Source organism: Wenyingzhuangia marina (assembly GCF_900130035.1).
Taxonomy (GTDB): domain Bacteria; phylum Bacteroidota; class Bacteroidia; order Flavobacteriales; family Flavobacteriaceae; genus Wenyingzhuangia; species Wenyingzhuangia marina.
Genome location: NZ_FQXQ01000005.1, coordinates 75699 through 98049 on the forward strand (window position 1 = coordinate 75699; position 22351 = coordinate 98049).

A 22351-nucleotide genomic window follows, 5' to 3' on the forward strand; every position below is an offset into this window, starting at 1 on the left:
TAAGGAATTGAAAAATGTGCTAAAAGCAAATAGCTTAAAGCCAAAAGCCTGAAAAGAAATGAAAGTATTAAAATTTGGAGGAAAATCATTGGCCAACGGAGAAGGAATTAAAAGCGTTGTATCCATTCTTTTAAACAAGATAAAAAATAAAGAAGAAATTGTAGTAGTGGTTTCAGCAAGAGGAACAGCTACAGAAGATTTGTTTGAATTGTTAGAGAGAGCTAAAAAAGGAGAGGGGTATCAATCTGCTTTTGAAACTTTTAAAAAGAATCAACTTGAGCCTTATCCAACAATCGATTTTTCTGCGGAATTTACCTTTTTAGAAAAGATTTTTGAAGGGGTAAATTTATTAGGGGATTACAGTCCAAAAATCAAAGATTTGGTTACTGCTTATGGTGAGTTGTTGGCTGGTAAAACCATTACGGCTTTATTAAAAGAAAACAAAGTAAATGCTCAATATACAGATTCTAGAGAGCTGTTTAAAACAGACAATGTATATGGTGAAGCTACTTTGTTAGAAGATATTACAGAAGAGAATACCAAAAAGTATTTTAAAAATATAGATTTAACAACAACAGTTCCTATAGTTACAGGGTTTGTTGGAGCAAGTTTAGAGGGAGAAACCACTTCTATAGGAAACAATGGAAGTAATTATTCGGCTTCATTAATTGCAGGATATTTAAATGCAGAAGAATTAGAAAATTACACTATTGTAAGTGGAATTTACACTGCAAATCCGTTGTTAGTTTCTAATGCACAAAAAATAGATCATTTGTCTTTTAATGAGGCAAATGAATTGGCAAACTTGGGAGATAATGTATTAGATGCCAAAGCGATTATTCCATTGGTAAAAAAGAATATCTCTTTGCGTATTTTAAATACGTTTGAGCCTGAAAGTCAAGGAACTTTAATCAATGCTGAAGCAAGTTCTAAAAATGGAATCAAAGCCATTTCTGTACAAGAAAACATGGCTTTGGTTAGTTTAGAGGGTAGAGGTTTATTGGGTAAAGTAGGTATTGATGCACGTTTGTTTGCAGCTTTACAAAAGGAAAATATAAGTGTGGGAATTATTTCTCAAGGGTCTTCGGAAAGAGGAATTAGTTTTGTGGTTAATGGTAAAGATGCACACAAAGCAAAAGATGCTTTAGGGAACGAATTTAATTTAGACTTTTTAAGTAATGATATCAACAGAATATCTATTACAAGAGGCGTAGCGGTGGTGTCTATTTTAGGGAACTCATTAAGTTCTTTTAACACATCATATACTGCGTTGGTTAATAATAACATTAAGCCATTGCTAATTAATAATACGGTAACGGGTAATAATGTTTGTTTGGTGATAGACAATAAAGAATTAAGAAAAGCAGTAAACGTAATGCATGGAGAGATTTTTGGAATTGCCAAAAAAATCAATGTTGCAGTGTTTGGTGTTGGCTTGGTAGGAGGTACTTTAATCAAACAAATTTTAGAAAGCAAAGAAAATATTCTAAAGCGTAAAGGAATTGATTTAAATGTGTTTGCAGTAGCAAATTCTAAAAAAGTATTTTTTAATGCTGATGGAATTCAAGGAACTTGGAAACAAGATTTAAAAGAAAATGGAACTCCGTACAAAGGAATTGATGCTATTGTGAAATATGCAAAAGACCATCATTTAGGGAACTTAATAGCGGTTGATAATTCTGCAAGTGCAGGAATGACTGAAAATTATATTCCATTAATTGAGAGCGGGTTTAATTTAGTTTCTTCTAATAAAATAGGAAATACAAAATCGTTAGATTTTTATAACGAATTGCGTTTGGCTTTAACACAAAACAGAAAGCAATATTTGTATGAGACCAATGTTGGTGCGGGGTTGCCGTTAATTGATACTATTAAATTAATGCACGCATCAGGAGAAAATATTACAAGAATTAAAGGTGTTTTTTCTGGAACGTTGAGTTATTTATTTAATAATTTTTCTGCTAAAAACGTAAAATTTAGTGAGGTGTTAAATGAAGCAGCAGAGCAAGGTTTTACAGAACCAGACCCTAGAGAAGATTTAAATGGAAATGATGTTGGGCGTAAATTGTTGATTTTAGCACGTGAGTTAGATTTACAAAATGAATTTAGTGATGTGGAAATTCACAATTTAATTCCTGAACATTTAAGAGATGGAGATACCGCTTCTTTTTTAAGTAAATTAGAAGAGTTAGACCCTATCTATCAACAAATAAAAGACAAACAAGAACCAAATCATGTATTACGTTACATAGGTGATTTACACGGTGATTTGGCTTCGGATAAAGGAATTTTAGAAGTAAAATTAGTTTCTGTTCCTAGTGATTCTGCTTTGGGGCAAGTAAAAGGAGCTGATTCTATTTTTGAGATTTATACAGAATCATATGGAGATCAGCCTGTTGTAATTCAAGGAGCAGGAGCAGGAGCCAATGTAACGGCTCGTGGTGTCTTTGGAGACATTATGAGATTAACGGAACTTGAATTATAAAAAAGTTAGTAATTAAAAAGAATAAGAAATGATTATAGAGCCAAAAACTCGTGGATTTATTTGCATTACCTCTCATCCAAAAGGTTGTGAGCAAAATGTATTAAATCAAATAGAATATATTAAATCAAAAGGAAAAATAGGAGAAGCAAAAAGAGTTCTTGTTATTGGTGCATCAACTGGATTTGGATTGGCATCAAGAATAGCAAGTGCTTTTGGTTCAAATTCATCTACGATAGGAGTGTTTTTTGAAAAACCACCAACAGAAGGAAAAACAGCCTCTTCTGGATGGTACAACACAGCTGCTTTTGAAAAAAAGGCTCATGAAGAAGGTATTTATGCAAAAAGTATTAATGGAGATGCTTTTTCAAACGAAATAAAACAACAAACAATAGACTTAATTAAGCAAGATTTAGGACAAGTTGATATGGTTGTTTATAGTCTTGCTTCGCCAGTAAGAACTCACCCTGTAACAGGTGTTAGGCATAAATCAACATTAAAACCTATTGGAGAACCTTACACCAATAAAACAGTAGATTTTCATACTGGAGCTGTAAAAGAGATTACGATTTCTCCTTGTAATCAGGATGATATTGATAATACAGTTGCTGTTATGGGAGGTGAAGATTGGGAGATGTGGATTGATGAATTAAAAAATGCTGATTTGCTTTCTTCAGATTTTACTACAGTAGCTTATTCTTATATTGGTCCAGAGTTGACAGAGGCTGTTTATAGAAAGGGAACTATAGGGAAAGCGAAAGATCATTTAGAGAAAACGGCTTTTACAATTACAGATTTATTAAAAGAAATCAATGGTAAAGCATATGTTTCTGTTAATAAGGCACTTGTTACTCAGTCTAGTTCTGCAATTCCTGTTATTCCATTATATATTTCTTTGCTATATAAAGTAATGAAAGAAAATAATGTACATGAAGGTTGTATAGAACAAATACACAGATTGTATACAGAACGATTAGCATTAGATAAAGTCCCAACAGATGCTGTAGGTAGAATAAGAATTGATGATTTAGAAATGCGTTCAGATATTCAAGAACAAGTATCAGCATTATGGGAGCAAGTTACGGAAGAAAATCTTCCTTCTATAGGAGATTTAGAGGGGTATAAAACCGATTTCTTTAACTTGTTTGGTTTTAATTATGATGAGATAGATTATAATAGTGAAGTAGATGAAATGGTAAATATTCCTGGATTACAATAAATTCGGTTTTAATATTTATAATTTTTTGTGCACATCACAGTGTTTAATTACTAAGCGAATAAAATGAAAGATAGTAATAAAAGTAAAAATTTCGAAACCCTAGCGGTAAGAACACAATCAGAAACAACTCAGTTTTCTGAGCACTCTGTACCCTTGTATTTAACGTCTGGATTTATTTTTGATGATGCCGAAGAAATGAGAGCTTCTTTTGCTGAAGAAAAACAAAGAGACTTGTATAGTAGATACAGTAATCCTAATACCAATGAATTTATTGAAAAAGTTTGTTTGATGGAAGGTGCTGAAGCTGGTTTTGCTTTTTCAAGTGGAATGGCAGCTATCTTTTCTACTTTTGGAGCTTTGTTAAGTGCGGGTGATCATGTAGTTTCTTGTAGTTCTGTTTTTGGAGCTACACATGGTTTGTTTACTAAGTATTTTCCAAAATGGAATATCAATTGTTCTTATTTTGAAGTAAATGAAGTTGATAAAATAGAGAGCTTAATTCAGCCAAATACTAAATTTATTTATGCAGAAACTCCTACAAATCCAGGAGTAGATGTATTGGATTTAGAATTATTGAGCAGTATTGCTAAAAAACATGGAGTTTTATTGGTTATAGACAACTGTTTTGCAACACCATATTTACAACAACCTATTAAGTTTGGAGCAGATTTAGTAGTTCATTCTGCCACTAAATTAATGGATGGACAAGGACGTGTAATGGGAGGAGTAACAGTAGGTAACAAAGAGTTGATTCGTGAAATTTATTTATTCTCACGTTTAACAGGACCTTGCATGAGTCCTTTTAATGCTTGGGTGCTGTCTAAATCTTTAGAAACTTTAGCTGTTAGAGCAGATAGACATTGTGATAATGCTTTGGCTTTAGCTGAATTTTTAGAAAGTCATCCTAAAGTAAAATGGGTAAAATATCCTTTCCTAAAGTCACATCCACAATATGAAATTGCTAAAAAGCAAATGTTAAAAGGAGGAAGCATTGTGGCTTTTGAAGTAGAAGGTGGTGTAGAAGGAGGAAGAAACTTTTTTGATAACATTAAAATGTGTTCATTGTCTGCTAATTTAGGAGATACTAGAACTATTGTTACTCATCCTGCAAGTACTACACATGCTAAAGTAGAACCCGAGGTAAAAAAAGCTGTAAATATTACTGATGGAATGGTTAGGTGTTCATTGGGTCTAGAACACATAGACGATATTATCGCAGATATTAAACAAGCCTTAGAGGCATAAAAATAATAAAAACCGAGACTGTGAAAAGCTCGGTTTTTTTATGTTTAAAAATATCAGATTTTAAAGAGATAAATTTTTTCTTGCAGTGAATAGATAGTAACTTTAGATAAGAAAAATAAAAAAATAATAGAATGAGTTTAAAAGGAAAAAATGCATTAATTACAGGTGCTGGTAAAGGAATAGGGAAAGCTATAGCGTTGGCTTTGGCAGCAGAAGGAGTAAATGTAGCATTGTTAGCAAGAACAGAAAAAGATTTATTAGAAGTTGCCAAAGAAGTTACAGCTTTTGGGGTAAGAGTGGTAACTGCTGTAGCAGATGTTTCTTCACTAGAGGAAGTGAACAAATCAACAGGAGTTGTATTTAATAAATTCGATCACATTGATATATTAATCAATAATGCTGGAATTGGTAAATTTGGAAAGTTTTTAGAGTTAAGTGTTAAAGATTGGGAGCAAATTATTCAAGTAAATTTAATGGGAACCTATTATGTAACTAGGGCTTTTTTACCGCAAATGATTGAAAGAAACTCAGGAGATATTATTAATATTTCCTCAACAGCTGGTTTACGAGGAGCAGCGGTAACGAGTGCTTACAGTGCTTCTAAGTTTGCTGTTTTAGGATTGACAGAGTCTTTAATGCAAGAAGTAAGAAAGCACAATATTAGAGTAACTGCTCTAACGCCAAGTACTGTGGCTACAGATATGGCTATTGATTTAAAGTTAACAGACGGAAATCCAGAATCGGTAATGCAACCTGAAGATATTGCTGAGGTGATTGTTGCACAATTAAAATTAAATAAAAGAGTCTTTATTAAAGATGCAGGAATTTGGTCTACAAATCCTTAATAAGCCTATAGATTACTAAAAAAATCCCATCATGAAAATGATGGGATTTTTTTGTTTAGAAGATCTGTTTTAAATTTTTTAATAAAATTTATAGTACTTTGTTTTGCATAGTACTATTTTTTAGATGTATATTTGCATAAGAAATTACTATAAATAAAAAATGCTATGCTAGAAAATCATCACAAAAACATTGCAACGTTTATTCACCTATCTACTTTTAGTAGGTTTGTGATTCCTTTAGGTAATTATTTAGGGCCTATTATTTTATGGGTATTGAATAAAGAAAAATCAGAATTCATAAATGAACACGGAAAACAAGCTATTAACTTTCAGTTAAGTGTATTGTTATACACTATCGTCCTTGGATTAATTACCATACCGTTTTTTATGTTTAATGTATTTCAGGGTTTTCATTTTGATGGACTTCAACATTTCAGTTTTAATTTAAATAGAGCTTTTCCATTGTTTTTAATATTAGGAGGAAGCATCGGCTTTATAACTGTAATTGGATTTTTGTTTGAATTTGTTTTTGTAATTATAGCAAGTTTAAAAGCCAAAGAAGGAGAATTGTATAAATATCCATTAACTATCAATTTTATAAAGTAAGGATAAGATAATTAGGTTTTAACAAGTAAAAAAGTAGAGAATGAAGATAGAAAACACAAAAGCACAAATGCGAAAAGGTGTTTTAGAATACTGTATACTTTCCGTTTTAAAAGATGAGGATGCGTATGTAGCAGAAATTCTAAGTACGCTTAAAGATGCTAAGTTGCTGGTAGTAGAAGGGACTATATATCCTTTACTAACAAGGCTTAAAAATGCAGGGCTCTTAAGTTATAGGTGGGAGGAGTCTTTGTCTGGCCCTCCTAGAAAATATTATGGTTTAACCGATACTGGTAAACTTTTTTTAAACGAACTAAACACTACTTGGAACGAACTGCAAAATGCGGTTAATATAGTAACAAGCCCAAAACTACCAAAAGATGAATAAAACTGTTAATATAAATTTGGCTGGTATATTTTTTCACATTGATGAAGATGCATATTTAAAGTTGCAAACTTACCTTACAGCTATTAAAAATTCGTTTACCAATTCAGAGGGACGAGAAGAAATTATTGCTGATATTGAAACTAGAATTTCAGAGTTATTTAATGAACGTCTTAAAAATGAAAGACAAGTTGTTAGCATTAAAGATGTTGAAGAGGTTATCGCTATTATGGGACAACCAGAAGACTATTTAGTTGATGATGATATTTTTGAAGATGAAAGCAACTTTACATCTAATAAACAATCAACAAATAATAAAAAACTTTATAGAGATATAGATAACTCATACATTAGCGGGGTGTCCTCAGGTTTTGCTCATTATTTAGGTATAGATCCTATATGGATGCGTTTGTTGTGGGTGTTGCTAGTCATGATGTCGTTTGGAACTTTTGTGGTTATTTATATTCTGTTTTGGATTTTAATACCTGCAGCTACAACTACTGCCGAAAAAATAATGATGACAGGAGAGCCTGTGAACATTAATAATATAGAAAAACAAATTAAAGAAGGATTTGAAACGGTTTCTGGAGTTGCTAAAAATGTATCTAAATCAGTTTCAGATACAGCAAAAAAACATGGAGATACAGTAAAAACAACTTCAAAAAACTTTTTTGATGCCATTGTAGATTTTATCATGTTAGTGGTAAAAATATTCTCAAAATTTATAGGAATCATCATTATAATCTTTTCAGTTTTTGTGTTGATAGCACTTGTGTTGGGATTGATTTCGGTAGGATTTAAAAATATTTTAAATATTCCTGGGATAGAGTTTTTATCTGTCATGAATGCTGCAAACACGCCTATTTGGTTGGGGGTAACAATGGTGTTTTTTGTTGTAGGAATTCCTGTGTTTTTCTTCTTCTATTTAGGTTTAAAGATTTTTGTAAACAATTTAAAATCTATAGGGAAAGTTGCTAAATTGACTTTATTAGGAGTATGGTTGTTTTCGGTAATAGGACTTATTGTTGTTGGCGTTAGAGAAGCTAGCGAACATTCTTTTTCTGAAAGTGTAACAGAGAAAAATATGTTAAATATTACAGAAAATGATACTTTATGGATAGAAATGCGTTCTAGTGATTTGTATAGAAATCAATTTTATATGAACAATGATTTTAAAATTGTAACTAATCAAAACGGAACAAAGGATCTTTATAGAAGAGATATCAGATTAAAGATAAAATCTGCTAGTGATTCTTATGCAAGTATCGTTATTCAGAAAAAAGCAGATGGAGGTGGATATGAACAGGCCTTAAATCGTGCTCAAAAGATTAATTATAATTATTCTTTTGAGAATAATAAATTAACGTTAGATTCCTTTTTGTCAACAAGTATAGAAAATAAATACTGTGATCAAGAAGTAGAAATTATACTTTACTTACCAAAAAAGTTAGTGATTTACACCGAAAGAAATACATGGGATTTCCACGCTAGAGGTTCAATAGTTGATAGAAAGCTAACTAATCATTATTTAAAAATCTTAAAAGATGATGTTGAGTGTTTAGATTGTAATGAGGATTATAAAGTAGAGGTAAAAACACCCAAAGTAAAAATTGATGACGAAGGTGTTGAAATTAATGGTGATGAAGGAAGTTTGAAGATTGATAAAAATGGAATTAGAGCAGAGTCTAATGATGTTAAAGTAAGAATTGATGTTGATGGAATTGATATTCAATCAAAAGAGAATTAATGATTTTAAGCATTATAAACTAAGAGCTTTAAATAAAAAAAATCCCATCATGTAAATGATGGGATTTTTTTTATTGATCAATAATTATTTGCTGTATTGACTTCCAATTTCAGCCAAAGGATCATTTTTAATGTCTTCATAAAATTTAACATAAGTTACATGCATGTATGGGATTAACCATAAAAATCCAATTCCTAAAGTTAAAATACAAAGTAAACTCCAACCAAAAAATCGGATATTTAACCTAAAGAATTTCCATTTATAACCATACATCATTTCTTTACTCTTTCTTAAGGCAGCTTCGGGTCCTATTTCAGGTTCATCTACCATAATATAAAAAACCATTGAATATGAAATTGCAGCAATTATTCCAGGGATAATAAATAATAGACTCCATAAAATAACATACAAAGCCATTAATAAATAAGCGATTAAGCAATTTGCAAAGTTGTTAAATCCTTCAAAAATTTGTTTGATGTCTTCTTTTTGATTTCTAGCAATAGCCATTGAAAATGTTGCTAAACCATAAGAAAATGGTCCTGCTAATATCAAAGCTCCAATACTCCCAAGAATAGGAATTACAGATCAAGACCCAACAATAATATTATAAATTAAAAAAGTGATAATAGCGATCCCCCATTTTAAGTCTAAGGAAGTTCTAGCCTGTTGCATTAATTTCGTATTTTCAGTAGTCATTTTTTACTAATTTTTTTTATTTATAAGTATTTAAATTTTAGAATGCAAAATAATCAATTTATATAGATAAGCATAGTAAAACGGCCTGTGTTATTTATCACATTTTCTTTTTTGCTATCTTCGTTAAAACCTTTACTGTTGAAAGAAAAAATTTATTTATCACCGCCAGATTTAAAAGGAAATGAACAAGCCTTGTTAAAGAATGTTTTTGAAAGTAATTGGATCGCTCCACAAGGTCCTATGATTACTACTTTTGAAAACAATTTATCTAAAACTGTCAGTGTTTCTTATGCAGTTGCCTTAAATTCCGCTACATCTGCAATTCATTTGGGATTAAAGGTTTTGGGTATAAAAAAAGGTGATAAAGTGCTGTGTACAACGTTTACTTTTGTGGCATCAGTGAACCCTATTTCTTATATAGGTGCTGTTCCTATTTTGGTAGATGTAGAAAAAGAAACCTGGAACATTTGTCCTGTTTTATTAGAAAAAGCCATTCTTTCTGAAATAGAAAAAGGACAAAAGCCAAAGGTTCTTATTTTAGTTCATGGTTATGGAATGCCAGCCAAAGTTGATGAAGTTTTAGCAATTACAAAAAAGTACAATATTTTAGTTTTAGAGGATGCCGCATCAGCATTGGGAAGTATTTATAAAAATCAATATTGTGGAACTTTTGGAGATGTTGGAGTTTTTTCTTTTAATGGAAACAAAATCATTACTACTTCGGGTGGTGGAATGTTGGTGACTTATAAAAAAGAACTGGCAGATAAAACTTTATATTTATCTACCCAAGCCAAAGAAGCCAATACAGGGTATGAACATCATCAAATAGGTTTTAATTATAGGTTAAGCAATGTTTTGGCTGCTATTGGGGTAGCGCAATTAGAATTGTTGAATGACTTTGTAAATAAGAGAAGAGAAAATCATTTGTTTTATAAAAATGAACTGAGAGATGTTGAGGTTTCTTTCTTAGAAGATACCATCAACACTAAAAGTAATTTTTGGTTAACAAGTTTGTTGTTTAATAGTCATGAAATAAAAGAGAAAGTAAGATTAAGTTTACTTGCTGATAATATTGAATGTAGGTCTTTGTGGATGCCCATGCATCAACAAAAAATATATCAATTTGCTATTTTTTATAGTAATGGAAATAGTGATGATTTACATCAAAGAGGTTTGAGTTTACCCAGTGGTTCTTCTATGTCTACCAATGATTTACAAAGAGTTTGTAAAGTGATTAAAAATTGTTTTTAGAACCATTTCTTTTTTCTAAAATAGTAGATAGATCCAAGGGTTACAATTACCATTACACCTAATAAAACAAAATAACCATTATGGTGTTTTAGTTCAGGAATATATTCAAAATTCATCCCGTATATTCCTGCCAAAAAAGTCAAAGGAATAAAGATTACAGAAAAAATAGTCAAGGTTTTCATTACTTCATTTAATCGGTGTCCTTGTATACTAAATATCAAATTAATTTTACTCTCCATTTCTTGCAAATCAAAATCAATACTGTTTAATAAGTTGTGAATTTGAGTACTTAGTTCACTGTAAAACTTTTTGTTAATTTTTTGTTGTTCTACTTTTTCTAATTTGGTAATTATATCTCTTAAACTGGTTGCTGCTTTTTTAAAAGTAATTAGGATATTTTTTTCCTTTTCGATATTTTGGGTAAATTCAGGTGTGGGTTTTACGTCAGTTCCTTGGTTTAAGGTTTCCATAGAAGATGAAATTTTATCATAAGCATCTTCATAATTATCAATAATAGACTCAAGAATTAGGAATAGTAAATAATCAGTTTTTTTGTTTCTAACAATTCCTTTGTTTTCTCTAATTCGTTCCCTAATCCATTCAAAATAATCTCCTTTTTCTTCTTGAATGCTCCAAAGGATATGCGGTGTTAATACAAAAAACATTTGCTCTGTCTGAAAGTTTTTGGTTTCTGTTTTTAACACTTTTATGGTTACAAAAAGAGCATTGTCTAGCTCCAGAACTTTGTTTGGGTGTTTTTCTTCGGTAATTAATTTTAATAAAAAATCATCAAGTAAACTTTTTGTAACAATAGCTTTAAATTCACTTTTATGATGGGTTCCATAAGTATTTAACCATCTTATGTTTTTATTTTCAGTTCCAAAATCAATTTCATCTATAGATGTAATAGGGTTTGAATGATAATTCTCTTTAGAATATTCTATTAGCGAAGTGCTTTTAAAGAAATCTTTTTTCATAAAGGATCGTTTTGTTTATGATTCTTGATTTTTAATATGCACATCTAATTGATTGAATGGTACTGAAATACCATTTTCTTTAAATGCTTTGGCAATATTGATTCTAATTTCGCTTTTAATTTTTTCAACTCCAAATATATTTGTGGTATAAAAAATAAGGGTAAAATCTAAAGACGATGCTCCAAAATCTGAAAATCGTACATCTACTTCATCTTTTCTAATGACTTCTGGATGGATAGAAGCACTTTTTCTTAGGATTTGAATTACTTGTTCAACATCACTACCATATGCCACTCCAACTTTTACGGTAAATAGAGTAGTAGGTCCATGGTGACTCCAGTTTACTACTTTATTAGTGGTGATTAAAGAGTTGGGAATAATAACGGAAATATCAAATCTATTGATGGCTTTGGAAGTTCTTAATCCAATACTTTGAATTTGAACTACATCATTATCTACCTCTAAAATATCACCTACTCTGGTGGTTCCTTCAAAAAGTAAAATCAACCCTGAAATAAAATCGTTAAAGGTTTGTTGTAATCCTAAACCAATACCTACTAATAATGCTGCAGATCCAGCTAATAAAAAGGTAATCTCAATACCCAAGCCTTCAAGCATAAAAACAAAGGCAATTATCCAAAAAACATAAGAAGATATTTGTACCAAAGCATAAGCGTTTGAATGATCTATATCTGCTTTTTCTCTATGTTTATGAATGATTTTTGAGACAATCCAAACTAAAATTTTAGTGAAAATAAAAATGGTTAATACCAATAGAACATTAAAAATTTTAATAGAGTTTTCTCCTATTTTAATGATTTCAATATTGATAAATTCATTCAATGCATCCATGTAAAATAATTTTACATAAAAATAGGTAAAAGCCGATGAATATAGGAGAGGAAAATATTTATTTATCCACCAATAGCAATCATGCTACGGTTGTCTAAACGAAGTTCTTCTGAAGTAAATTGTTTTTGAGAATCCATACCACCACGCATTTTCTTTTTAGATTGAATGGCAATTTTAATAGGTTTTTCTATGTTTTCTCCTGCTCTTAAAGTTGTTAAAAGATCTTCTTCTCCACCTGAAAATAAACAGTTTTTTAATTTTCCATTGGCGGTTAATCTAATACGATTACAACTATCACAAAAAGGATTGGTTACTGTACTAATAATAGCAAAAGTTCCTAAAGCATTTTTAAGTTGATAATTTTTAGAAGTGTCGTTTGGGGCATCCTTTATTCTCAAAATGTTATTTGTTCCAAAATGATTTTGTGCGCGATCTACAATGGTTTGTAAAGAAACCAGTTGATCTAATTTCCATTCGTTTCCATTAAAAGGCATAAATTCTATAAAACGAATATTTAGGTTTTGATGTTTGGTAAACTCAATAAAATCATTGATTTCACCATCGTTAACATCTTTCATTAACACACAATTAAGTTTTACTTTAAAAAAATCATCATTGGCAAAAAGCATGATGTTTTTATACACGCGTTCAAAATCGTTACGACGAGTAATTTTGTTAAATTTTTCAGGGTTTAAGGAGTCTATGCTGATGTTTATTTTTTGAATGTTACATTCTTTAAAAACATCCATAAATTTATCAATTATAGCACCGTTGGTGGTAATGGAAAGTTCAACAGGTAAAGTGGCTAATTTTCTTAAAATGATTGCAACATCCTTTCTAACCAAAGGTTCTCCACCAGTAATTCTAATTTTAGTAACGCCTAAATCCACAAACTTTTTAGCAATTTCAAAAACTTCATCATAATTCATAATATGACTTTTGGGAGATAAAGGAATCCCTTCAGCAGGCATACAGTAAGTACATCTTAAGTTGCACTTTTCCGTAATAGAAATTCGCAAATAAGTATGTTCTCTGTTAAAATCATCAATTAATATGTTGTTTGTTTTTTTGATAAGCTGTTTATTTATTGTTTATGTGTTTAATTGATTTTCTAATTTTACTCACTACTCACTACTCACTACTCACTACTCACTACTCACTACTCACTACTCACTACTCACTACTCACTACTCACTACTCACTACTCAATGTCTTTCTCCGTTTAATACACCATAAATATGAAGAACTGCAGGAAAAATAGCTTCCATAGATTCTTCGGCTCCTTTGGTAGATCCTGGTAAGGCTATAACCAATGTATTGTTAATAATCCCTGCCACACTACGTGATAACATCGCATAAGGAGTTCTGGTTTGACCGTAGCTTCTAATGGCTTCCTCAATACCTGGAATTTGTCTTTCAAACAAAGGAGTCAAAGTATCTGGTGTTACATCTCTTGGAGACAATCCTGTTCCACCAGTAAATATAATTAGGTCAAAATCTTTTTGACTGTTAGTAATTGCTTTTTCTGCAATGATGTCTTTTTCATCAGGAATAATGGTATATTCTCCAATAGAAACTTCACATTCTTTCAGTTTTTTAATAATAGCCTTTCCTGCTTTGTCTTCTTTTTTACCTTCAGAAATAGTATCAGAACAAACAATGACAGATGCTTTTAATCCGGCTCCTGATTTTTTATGAAAAGTAGATTTTCCACCTCTTTTTTCTAACAATTTAATGCTACCAATTTCCACTTGTTTGTCAATGGGTTTTAACATGTCATACATGTTCAAAGCCACAACACTTGCTCCGTGCATGGCTTCTACCTCAACACCTGTTTTGTAAATGGTTTTTACCGTCATTAAAATAGTAATCTCTAAACCATTTATTTGATATTCTACCCCTGTAAACTCAATTGGTAACGGATGACAATCGGGTAATAAATAAGGTGTTTGTTTAATTCCTAATAAACCAGCAGCTCTACTCATTTCAAAAACATCTCCTTTTGGAACGGTTTTGTTGTTAATGGCATCAATAGTTTCTTGTTTGCTAACTTTTACAATGGCTTGTGCAGTAGCGGTTCTTAAGGTTGAGCTTTTATGTGTAATGTCGACCATATTGTGTTGATTGGTGGAGTTGTTTATTTGTTTAATTGAGCGTTACGTAAAGCATTTAGTTTGTTTGAAATCATTTCGATTTGAGGACGAATGGATTGATAATCTTCTAAACTAATATAGTTTAATTCGTGAGAAATAATAATTTGATTTAAGACTTCCGTCAATGAACTGTAAGCTAATATTGTAAAATGTGCTTGGTCTTTTGAAATTTTTCTAGAGCTCCCTTCTGCTATATTTGAAGGAACAGAAATAGAGGCTCTTCTTAATTGTGATATCATCCCAAATTTTTCTGAATCAGGAAATTTAGTTGTTATTCTATAAATTTCTTTAACAAATTCTTTGGAGTCTTTCCAAACATTTAATTTCTCAAATGAAAATATATACATGTCAAACAATTAAACAGTTACACAAATCAACAATTCAACTTTATGAATTCACTTTCCACTGATGTGTTTCGTCTTCAAAAATTTCTTTTCCAAAAATAGGACTCTCAGCTTTAATGGTTTCTACCAAATATTCTAAAGCTTTCATCGCTTCTTTTCTTCTTGGAGAAGAAACAAATACAAACAAGCAAATTTCTCCTGCTTTTACTGTTCCTAAACTATGGTAGATATGCATACATGTCAAATCGAATTTATCAAAAGTAGCTTCTCTGATTTCGCTAAATTTTAAGTTGGCCATTTCCTCATATGCGGTATATTCAATAGCAGATACTGTTTTCCCATCAATTTCATCAGCTCTTACCTGACCCAAAAAAATATCATGTGCTCCAATGCTGGTTTTGGTTTGATGCTTGGCTATAGAATTTGCAATAAAATCTGGAGTAATGGCATCTTCAATAAATACATTGTGTTTTTTCATGTTTTTATTCTTTATACTATACAAAGGTAATCATCCTCCTGCGAATGGAGGTAAAAAAGCCAATTCATCTCCGTTTTTTATAGGTTGATTTTTAGTAGCTATTTGTTGATTAACGGCAATGTTATAGGTAGTGTTTTTTAAATTAGGATATCTTGATAGGATAGAAAGTTCAATATCATTAATGGAAATATCTTCCAAATCATACTGATAAGATTCTTGAGTAGTATTGGTAATTTCTACCAACATTCCAAAGTATTTAATGGTGATTAGCATATGTTATATCGTTCTAAATCTTTTGGGGTGTTGATGTTAACAATCTTGTCTCTAATATGATCAGGAGCTACAATGGTTTTATCATCAAGCTGCTTGATCACAAATCGCAATTTCTGAATTTTATTTTTAAGGGCTAGTTTAAAAATCCCTAAGCATTTTCTGTTGTACAACGCAATTAGTGGAGTCGTTCTGGAATCTGCAATGTATTGAACAATGTCATATTTGTTATTTCGTTCCATTAACAAAGGTTTAAAAACTTCAAGATCTACCTTTGGGGCATCGCAACTTACAATAATGCTATAATCTGTTTTGCTTGCTTTTAAGCCTGTGTATACTGCTGCTACAGGACCGTAATCTTTTACATTATCAGGAATTCTTTTTACACCAAATTGATCATAAATTTCATGATTACTTACAATAATAATTTCATCAACAATAGGTTTTAGTTTGTTAATGATGTGTTGTGTGAAGGTAATATTGTTAAGGGTTAGAGTTCCTTTGTCGGTTCCCATTCTTGTACTATTTCCGCCAGCAAGAATAATTCCAGTAATGTTTTTTTGCATAACAATAAATGGTTGTTAATCAATAATATAGGTTTTCACTTTTTCTCCTTTTTTTACCATTTTAACATCATCTTCTAAATAAACCAAAGCATTGGCTTGGGCAAAACTATTTAACATAGCAGAGCTTTGACTTCCCAAAATTTCAACCTCACTTCCTGTTGCTTTTGCTTTTAAAAATTCTCCTCTAGTTCCTTTTTTAATGTATTCGTTAGATAGAGTTAGGGTAGTTGTGGGTTTACTATAATTTGGATTTCCAATGATTTTTTGCAATGCAGATTCAATGTAAATATAATAGCAAGTTAATGCCGATGCTGGATTTCCAGGTAAAGCAAAAATGATGGTATTTTGGTTTTTCCCAAAAAACAAAGGTTTCCCTGGCTTTTGTTTTATTTTGTAAAAGATTTGTTGTGTCTTTAATTCTAACAATGCTTTTCCAACAAAATCATAATCTCCAACGGATATTCCTCCGGAAATTAAAACCAAATCACTTTGTTCTATGACATTGTTTAATACTGTTTTGGTATCATTATAGTCATCTTTTACTTTTACAAGAGTGATGTCTGTAAAGCCTTTTTTAGCCAAAGCAGTTTGTAGCATGATGGCATTGCTCTCATATATTTGTCCAAAGGCTAATGGAGTTCCTGGGGTAACCAATTCGTTACCTGTAATCACAATGCTAATTTTAGGTTTTGGATGCACACTTACTTCGGTAATTCCTAATGTTGCTAAAAAACCAATGGCTGCCGGATTTAGTTTTGCTCCTTTTTGCAAAGCAATTTGTTTTTGTTTGATTTGCTCTCCTTCTAATCTGATGTTTTTATAATCAGTTAATGTGTCATCAATATTTAAAACCCCATTTTCAACAGAGGTGTTTTCTTGCATGATAACGGCATTGGCATTTGTGGGAGTAGGAGCCCCTGTAAAAATTCTTACCGCTTCGCCAATGTTTAATTTTCTTTTGTTATTGTCTCCAGCTTTTATTTCATCAACCAATGTAAAGTTATTTTGATGGGTTTCGTCAAACAAAACAGCAAAACCATCCATGGCAGATTGGTTAAAAGGCGGCATGTTGATAGGGGAAAATACATCTTCTGCTAAAAACAAATCCAAGGCGTCTTTAAGTAAAATCTTTTCAGGTTTTTTGCTTAAAACGTTGGTGTTTACCATTTCCATGGCTTCGCTAATGCTTATTAAATAGTTGTTCATATCAATAAAATATAGAAGACAAAATTAGGGTTATTCTGCTAAAACAACTTCTTTAAACTTAGTTTTTGGAGCTTCGCAAAGACTACAGGTATAATCACTTGGTAAGTCTTTAAATGCTACTCCAGGAGCAATGTTGGCTTCTGCATCCCCAATTTCATCATCATAAACTGTCATGCAGCTAGTGCATTGGTAAACGGGAGTTTCTATCAAACCAGAGTCTTTATTTTCTACTGGTTTGGCAACATTTTCTGTATTGTTGTCTAGTTGTTCAAAATACAATTGACTTAGTTGCATTAGCAAACCAGGTAATTCTATTTCCTCAACATTTTGAGCGTATGAAATATATTCTCTAGTGTTAGGATCAAAGTTTTTACAATACAAAACATTATAAGATGCAATATTTTGGAATTCATTGGTGATTTTTGGAGATGGATTTTTCTCCACAATCATAGAAGTAAAATAATGTGGGTTTTCACTTCTTTCGTGGTATCCAAAAGTTAATCCATAAGTACTAATATCATTTTGATCAAAAGATTTTACAATAAATCTTTTAAGTTTTAGTGCTTCAGCATCGTTTACGGGTAAATGCCAATTTAACTCTAGAGATGAGTGACGTACGTTGATTCCTCTTTGACCTAAGAATTTTTCAAGCATAAACTTGTATTCTTTCTCAATTCCTTTAACAATAAAAGATTTCCAAGGGGTAATACAAATTCTACTGATTTTGTAATCCATACAGAAGTCACAAAAATCTTCTAAAAATTTAATATCGTATTTGTTGTTTCTCCAGTACAATCCTAGCCAATATTGACTAATTCCCATTTTATTCATTCCTTCGTAATAAGGAAATGGCCTGTGTGGAATTTTCAACGGTTCTTTAATTACCTTGTTATTGGCATCGGTTAAATCGGTGATGTGTTTAAATAAATCTTGAGCATTGTCAAAATTCTGATATTCATCTTCAATAATTTTTGCAATCTTCGCGATGTTCCAAGAATATACTAAAACAGGGTAATTGATGTCTTTTTTCCAACCCGGTAAATCTAAATTTAAGTACCAATAATCTTCATCTTTAGAAGCTATAAAGTTTAAGTTTCCACTGTAAATAGGAACCAAATTTTGTTGTGGATCTACAATGTTGATTTTTAATGTTGGGTTGTACTTAAAATCTTCGTGTAAATACAAATAAGTGGAAGCACTTAACCATGGTGTTTGCTGAAAAACATCTGCACAAACATAAGATGAAACAATGTTTTGATATTTATAAGTGTCGTCATCAATATCTTGCTTAAACTCTGGAAAATAAGTTTTTAATAAGTGTTGCTGATTTTCTTTAACGGGCAATAATATATCTTGTCTAGACCCAAAGCTGATAGAAGTTAAATTCAATGCTTTGGCTAAATGTGTTACTTGTTTTAATTCATTGGGAGTAATAACACCTCCTTTGATGAAAATTCTTTTTAGTTTCTCAATCATTATATTATGCGTTTACAGGGGTTAATGATTCTTTTAAAATATCTCTAACTTCTGGCTTACAACTACCACAACCTAAACCGGCACCGGTAGTTTTACAAAGTTCGGTAAAGTTTGTGCATCCACCTGCAATGGCTTGTTTTAAATTACCATCACCTACTTGGCTACAAGAACAAACCAATTGCCCTATCACAGGCTCTCCGCCACCGCCACCACGTAACAATTCATCACGTTTGTCTGATAGTTCTACTCGATCTTCAATCAAAGCTTTAAATTCGGCAAATTCTTTTTTATCTCCCATCAATACAGCTCCAATTAGCACATCATCTTTTACTACACATTTTTTATAGTAACGCTTGCGTTCATCGGTTAAGATAATTTGTTCGTAGGAATTGTCTCCTTTCGGAATTTCAATATTCCCGATGCTACATAGGTCAAGATTTTCAAACTTTAAAATGTTCATCAATACAGAGCCATCATAAACACTTCCTAAATCACCCAAAATATACTTTGCAGCAACATCTGCTTGTTGTTCTGCAGCTGAGGTAATTCCAAATAACCATCCGTTATATTGTGCAATCTCACCCAAAGCAAAAATATTAGGATCGCTAGATTGTAAATGTTGGTTGACTTCAATTCCTCTACCACAATTTAGTTTGATTTCTCTTCCTAATTCAATATTTGGAATAGTACCAATAGCGTAAACAATGGCGTTGGTTTTAATTATTTTTCCTGTTTTTAATCTTACTTCTAACTCTGTTTCTTTATTGGTTTCAAAAACAGTATCCACTTCATTGTTGTAGTGTATTTGGATTCCTCTTTCTTTTACATCTTGATCTAATAATCTACTAGAAACCAAATCTAGTTGACGTTCCATTAATCTGTTGGCACGTTGAATGATACTAGATTTTATATTTATTTTAGAAAGTGATGCGGCTAATTCTAACCCTAACAATCCCCCTCCAACAATAGTTACATGTTGTTTGTCTTGAGGTAATTCTGTTTTTTCTAAATGTGCTTTCAAAGCATCAGCATCTTTTTTGGTACGCATGGTAAAAGCACCAGGCATATCTAATCTAAAATCTTTAGGTACAAAAGCCCTACTCCCGGTAGCCATGATTAAAATATCATAATGATGGGTGTTTCCGTTGCTATCTAAAATTGTTTTTTCTTCTCTGTTTATTTTTACAATACTGCAACTAGCGTGTAAAGTCACTTTTAACTTATCAAGCTCTCCTTCTTTAATTTTTTGTAACTGTTCCCATGTCATTTCTTCATTAATATATTCTGGTAACATCACACGGTTGTAGAATGGGTAGGGTTCTAGAGAGAAAACATCTAACTCATCTTCGGTATTGTGTTCTCTGTATGTTTGAATAAATCTATAAGAGGCAGAACCAGCACCAATCAGACATATTTTTTGTTTTTCTTTTTTGTATTTGGTTACTTCTGCTACCGCGTGTTTAAAATCTGGTTCGCTAGAAACAGGGTCAATTAGTTCGTTGGTTAAATTGTTAGCGCGACCAAAATCAGAACCAGATATTTTCCCAAAATGCATGGGCATAAAAATAGATCCTTTTTTGATGTCTTTGTTGATGATTGCTTTTACTCTAGCAGTACCACGATTGTTTTTTACCACTACTATAGTTCCTTCTTCAATGTTTCTTGCTTTGGCTTCTTCTTCATTTATTTCAACATAAGGACCGCTAATGTGCGTTAATAAACGTTTTACTTTTCCTGTTTTGGTTCTGGTGTGCCATTGATCACGAATACGACCTGTGTTTAGAATTAATGGAAATTCTTCTGTAGGTTGTTCTGATTGATTGTATATGTTTTGAGCAACATTAAAGTTTGCTTTTCCGTCTGGAGTGTAAAATTTTTTATCGGTAAACAACCTCGGTGTTCCTAAGCTGTTTTCATCAATAAATGGCCATTGAACTGTTCCTAAATCTTTTAATTTTTGATAAGTTAAGGCAGAAATATCAATATTAGTTCCTTTGGTCATTCTACAATACTCCTTGTAAACCTCTTCTGCATTTTTAAAATCAAAACCTCTGTAATTCATGGCTTGTGCAAATCGCCATAAGATTTCTACATCAGGTAAAGCTTCACCTGGAGGTTCAATTCCTTTTTCTAAATAAGATATTCTACGCTCTGAGTTAGACATGGTTCCTTCTTTTTCTAACCACCCTGCTGCAGGTAATAATAAATCTGCATATTTGGTGGTTTCAGAATTGTGAGAAATGTCTTGAACCACTACAAATTTTGCTTTTTTAAGTGCTCTTTCTACTTTGTTAGAGTTTGGTAAGCTCACTACTGGGTTGGTACAAATAATCCAAATTGCTTTTAAGTCTCCTTTATCTAAAGCATCAAACATTTTGGTGGCTGTATATCCTGGTTTTGGATTGATAGGATTACTTCCCCAAAAATCTGAAACTTCTTTTCTGTGGGTTGGATTCATTAAGTCTTTATGAACAGCTAATAAATTAGCCATTCCTCCAACTTCACGACCTCCCATGGCGTTTGGTTGCCCTGTTAAAGAAAACGGTCCCGATCCAGGTTTACCAATTTGACCAGTCACTAAAGAGATGTTTAAAAGAGATACGTTTTTATCAACACCAATAACACTTTGGTTTAATCCCATGGTCCACATGCTAATGAATCCTTTGGCATCTCCAATATATTTCGCAGCTAGTTTGATGTCTTCTAAAGAAACATCACAAATTTTAGCAGCATCTTCTAAAGAAGTTTCAAAGACTTGTCTTTTAACGTCTTCAAAGTTGTTGGTGTGGTTTTGAATAAAATCGATATCAATTTTATCTGTTTCTATCAATTCACGAACAATGGCATTGTTTAAAATAACATCTGTCCCTTGTTGAATTTGTAAATGTAAATCAGCAATGGCAGCAGTTTGCGTTTTACGTGGATCTACAACAATAAATTTAGTATCAGGATTGGCTTCTTTATGGTTTTCTAGTCTTCTGTATAAAATAGGATGACACCAAGCAGGGTTGGCTCCTGTAATTAAAAAAGTATCTGCCAATTCAATATCAGCATAAGCAATAGGTACTGCATCTTCTCCTAACGCTTTTTTATATCCTACTACTGCAGAACTCATGCATAGTCTAGAATTAGTGTCTATGTTGTTGGTTCCAATAAATCCTTTGGTTAATTTGTTTACCAAATAATATTCTTCGGTTAAACATTGTCCAGATACGTAAAAACCAACACTATCAGGTCCGTGTTTTTTAATGATAGATTTAAAAACAGCAGCTGCTCTTTCGAAGGCAGTGTCCCATGAAACTCTTTTTAATGGATGGTTTTTACTCCACTTCATTTCTGGGTATAAAATTCTATCCGTAGTATCTTGTGCAACATAATGAAGGTTCATTCCTTTAGAGCATAACATTCCTTTGTTTACAGGATGTTCTGTGTCTCCAGTTACCTTTAATGTTCCGTTATTGTCTTTATTTACGATGATTCCGCAACCTACTCCACAGTAAGAACAAGTTGTTTTATATGATTTATTTGCAGACATATTGATTCGTTTTTGTAGAAT

Annotated in this window: 20 protein-coding genes; 8 read left to right on the forward strand and 12 right to left on the reverse strand. The window is 31.7% G+C overall.

The window, feature by feature from the left end:
• Positions 1-58 precede the first annotated feature (58 nt).
• The 7 genes from thrA to BUB70_RS11715 all read left to right on the forward strand — a co-directional run bounded on the left by thrA (position 59) and on the right by BUB70_RS11715 (position 8526).
• Entirely contained in the window at positions 59-2485 is a 2427-nt protein-coding gene (thrA, locus tag BUB70_RS11685) for a bifunctional aspartate kinase/homoserine dehydrogenase I (protein ID WP_073121821.1), read from the forward strand.
• 28 nt (positions 2486-2513) lie between these two features.
• Positions 2514-3701 (forward strand): enoyl-ACP reductase FabV, encoded by a 1188-nt coding sequence (fabV, locus tag BUB70_RS11690; protein WP_073121823.1) that lies wholly within the window; start codon positions 2514-2516, stop codon positions 3699-3701.
• Between the two features lie 63 nt (positions 3702-3764).
• The gene (locus tag BUB70_RS11695) at positions 3765-4946 is read left to right on the forward strand and encodes a trans-sulfuration enzyme family protein (protein WP_073121825.1); all 1182 of its coding nucleotides are present in this window, start codon (positions 3765-3767) and stop codon (positions 4944-4946) included.
• A 131-nt stretch (positions 4947-5077) separates the two neighbouring features.
• Positions 5078-5791, forward strand: a complete 714-nt coding sequence (locus tag BUB70_RS11700) for a 3-ketoacyl-ACP reductase (protein WP_073121827.1) — start codon at positions 5078-5080, stop codon at positions 5789-5791.
• 165 nt (positions 5792-5956) lie between these two features.
• Positions 5957-6397, forward strand: a complete 441-nt coding sequence (locus BUB70_RS11705; protein ID WP_073121830.1) for a DUF4870 domain-containing protein — start codon at positions 5957-5959, stop codon at positions 6395-6397.
• Between the two features lie 40 nt (positions 6398-6437).
• Positions 6438-6782: a PadR family transcriptional regulator gene (locus BUB70_RS11710; protein ID WP_073121832.1), complete on the forward strand. Its 345-nt coding sequence runs from the start codon at positions 6438-6440 to the stop codon at positions 6780-6782.
• Positions 6775-8526: a PspC domain-containing protein gene (locus BUB70_RS11715; protein ID WP_073121835.1), complete on the forward strand. Its 1752-nt coding sequence runs from the start codon at positions 6775-6777 to the stop codon at positions 8524-8526. The genes BUB70_RS11710 and BUB70_RS11715 overlap by 8 nt, the downstream gene beginning before the upstream one ends.
• Before the next feature lie 84 nt (positions 8527-8610).
• Here BUB70_RS11715 and BUB70_RS11720 read toward each other — a convergent pair whose 3' ends face one another.
• Complete coding sequence (locus tag BUB70_RS11720; RefSeq protein ID WP_200777497.1) at positions 8611-9078, reverse strand: DUF975 family protein; 468 nt, start codon at positions 9076-9078, stop codon at positions 8611-8613.
• A gap of 282 nt (positions 9079-9360) precedes the next feature.
• On the opposite strand from BUB70_RS11720, the gene BUB70_RS11725 reads away from it, so the two are divergent.
• Positions 9361-10473, forward strand: coding sequence for a DegT/DnrJ/EryC1/StrS family aminotransferase (locus BUB70_RS11725; RefSeq protein WP_073121836.1), 1113 nt, complete (start codon positions 9361-9363; stop codon positions 10471-10473).
• Here BUB70_RS11725 and BUB70_RS11730 read toward each other — a convergent pair.
• The 11 genes from BUB70_RS11730 to BUB70_RS11780 form a co-directional block, all read right to left on the reverse strand.
• Positions 10470-11450 carry a magnesium and cobalt transport protein CorA gene (locus BUB70_RS11730; RefSeq protein WP_073121837.1) on the reverse strand — a complete coding sequence of 327 codons (981 nt, stop codon included), beginning with the start codon at positions 11448-11450 and terminating at the stop codon, positions 10470-10472. The genes BUB70_RS11725 and BUB70_RS11730 overlap by 4 nt on opposite strands.
• Before the next feature lie 15 nt (positions 11451-11465).
• Positions 11466-12302 carry a mechanosensitive ion channel family protein gene (locus BUB70_RS11735; protein WP_073121839.1) on the reverse strand — a complete coding sequence of 279 codons (837 nt, stop codon included), beginning with the start codon at positions 12300-12302 and terminating at the stop codon, positions 11466-11468.
• A gap of 62 nt (positions 12303-12364) precedes the next feature.
• Positions 12365-13375 (reverse strand): GTP 3',8-cyclase MoaA, encoded by a 1011-nt coding sequence (gene moaA / locus BUB70_RS11740; RefSeq protein ID WP_073121841.1) that lies wholly within the window; start codon positions 13373-13375, stop codon positions 12365-12367.
• A gap of 132 nt (positions 13376-13507) precedes the next feature.
• The gene (moaCB, locus tag BUB70_RS11745) at positions 13508-14443 is read right to left on the reverse strand and encodes a bifunctional molybdenum cofactor biosynthesis protein MoaC/MoaB (protein WP_262508095.1); all 936 of its coding nucleotides are present in this window, start codon (positions 14441-14443) and stop codon (positions 13508-13510) included.
• Positions 14440-14802 (reverse strand): four helix bundle protein, encoded by a 363-nt coding sequence (locus tag BUB70_RS11750; protein ID WP_073121845.1) that lies wholly within the window; start codon positions 14800-14802, stop codon positions 14440-14442. Before BUB70_RS11750 ends, moaCB begins: the two co-directional genes overlap by 4 nt.
• 40 nt (positions 14803-14842) lie before the next feature.
• A complete protein-coding gene (locus BUB70_RS11755; RefSeq protein ID WP_073121847.1) occupies positions 14843-15277 on the reverse strand; it encodes a molybdenum cofactor biosynthesis protein MoaE in 435 nt (144 codons plus the stop codon).
• Positions 15278-15307: 30 nt separating this feature from the next.
• Positions 15308-15550 carry a MoaD/ThiS family protein gene (locus tag BUB70_RS11760; protein WP_073121850.1) on the reverse strand — a complete coding sequence of 81 codons (243 nt, stop codon included), beginning with the start codon at positions 15548-15550 and terminating at the stop codon, positions 15308-15310.
• On the reverse strand, positions 15544-16113 hold the full coding sequence (gene mobA / locus BUB70_RS11765) for a molybdenum cofactor guanylyltransferase (protein ID WP_073121851.1): 570 nt from the start codon (positions 16111-16113) through the stop codon (positions 15544-15546). Before mobA ends, BUB70_RS11760 begins: the two co-directional genes overlap by 7 nt.
• A gap of 15 nt (positions 16114-16128) precedes the next feature.
• A complete protein-coding gene (locus BUB70_RS11770) occupies positions 16129-17319 on the reverse strand; it encodes a molybdopterin molybdotransferase MoeA (protein WP_073121852.1) in 1191 nt (396 codons plus the stop codon).
• A gap of 30 nt (positions 17320-17349) precedes the next feature.
• On the reverse strand, positions 17350-18795 hold the full coding sequence (locus BUB70_RS11775) for a rubredoxin (RefSeq protein ID WP_073121854.1): 1446 nt from the start codon (positions 18793-18795) through the stop codon (positions 17350-17352).
• A gap of 4 nt (positions 18796-18799) precedes the next feature.
• Entirely contained in the window at positions 18800-22330 is a 3531-nt protein-coding gene (locus BUB70_RS11780; protein WP_073121855.1) for a nitrate reductase, read from the reverse strand.
• Between the last annotated feature and the right edge of the window lie 21 nt (positions 22331-22351).

Bases quoted from the DNA above. Each gene is read 5' to 3' on its own strand.
- thrA (WP_073121821.1), top strand. From the start codon at position 59: ATGAAAGTATTAAAATTTGGAGGAAAATCATTGGCCAACGGAGAAGGA.
- fabV (WP_073121823.1), top strand. From the start codon at position 2,514: ATGATTATAGAGCCAAAAACTCGTGGATTTATTTGCATTACCTCTCAT.
- BUB70_RS11695 (WP_073121825.1), top strand. From the start codon at position 3,765: ATGAAAGATAGTAATAAAAGTAAAAATTTCGAAACCCTAGCGGTAAGA.
- BUB70_RS11700 (WP_073121827.1), top strand. From the start codon at position 5,078: ATGAGTTTAAAAGGAAAAAATGCATTAATTACAGGTGCTGGTAAAGGA.
- BUB70_RS11705 (WP_073121830.1), top strand. From the start codon at position 5,957: ATGCTAGAAAATCATCACAAAAACATTGCAACGTTTATTCACCTATCT.
- BUB70_RS11710 (WP_073121832.1), top strand. From the start codon at position 6,438: ATGAAGATAGAAAACACAAAAGCACAAATGCGAAAAGGTGTTTTAGAA.
- BUB70_RS11715 (WP_073121835.1), top strand. From the start codon at position 6,775: ATGAATAAAACTGTTAATATAAATTTGGCTGGTATATTTTTTCACATT.
- BUB70_RS11730 (WP_073121837.1), bottom strand. From the start codon at position 11,450: ATGAAAAAAGATTTCTTTAAAAGCACTTCGCTAATAGAATATTCTAAA.
- BUB70_RS11735 (WP_073121839.1), bottom strand. From the start codon at position 12,302: ATGGATGCATTGAATGAATTTATCAATATTGAAATCATTAAAATAGGA.
- BUB70_RS11750 (WP_073121845.1), bottom strand. From the start codon at position 14,802: ATGTATATATTTTCATTTGAGAAATTAAATGTTTGGAAAGACTCCAAA.
- BUB70_RS11755 (WP_073121847.1), bottom strand. From the start codon at position 15,277: ATGAAAAAACACAATGTATTTATTGAAGATGCCATTACTCCAGATTTT.
- BUB70_RS11760 (WP_073121850.1), bottom strand. From the start codon at position 15,550: ATGCTAATCACCATTAAATACTTTGGAATGTTGGTAGAAATTACCAAT.
- mobA (WP_073121851.1), bottom strand. From the start codon at position 16,113: ATGCAAAAAAACATTACTGGAATTATTCTTGCTGGCGGAAATAGTACA.
- BUB70_RS11770 (WP_073121852.1), bottom strand. From the start codon at position 17,319: ATGAACAACTATTTAATAAGCATTAGCGAAGCCATGGAAATGGTAAAC.
- BUB70_RS11775 (WP_073121854.1), bottom strand. From the start codon at position 18,795: ATGATTGAGAAACTAAAAAGAATTTTCATCAAAGGAGGTGTTATTACT.
- BUB70_RS11780 (WP_073121855.1), bottom strand. From the start codon at position 22,330: ATGTCTGCAAATAAATCATATAAAACAACTTGTTCTTACTGTGGAGTA.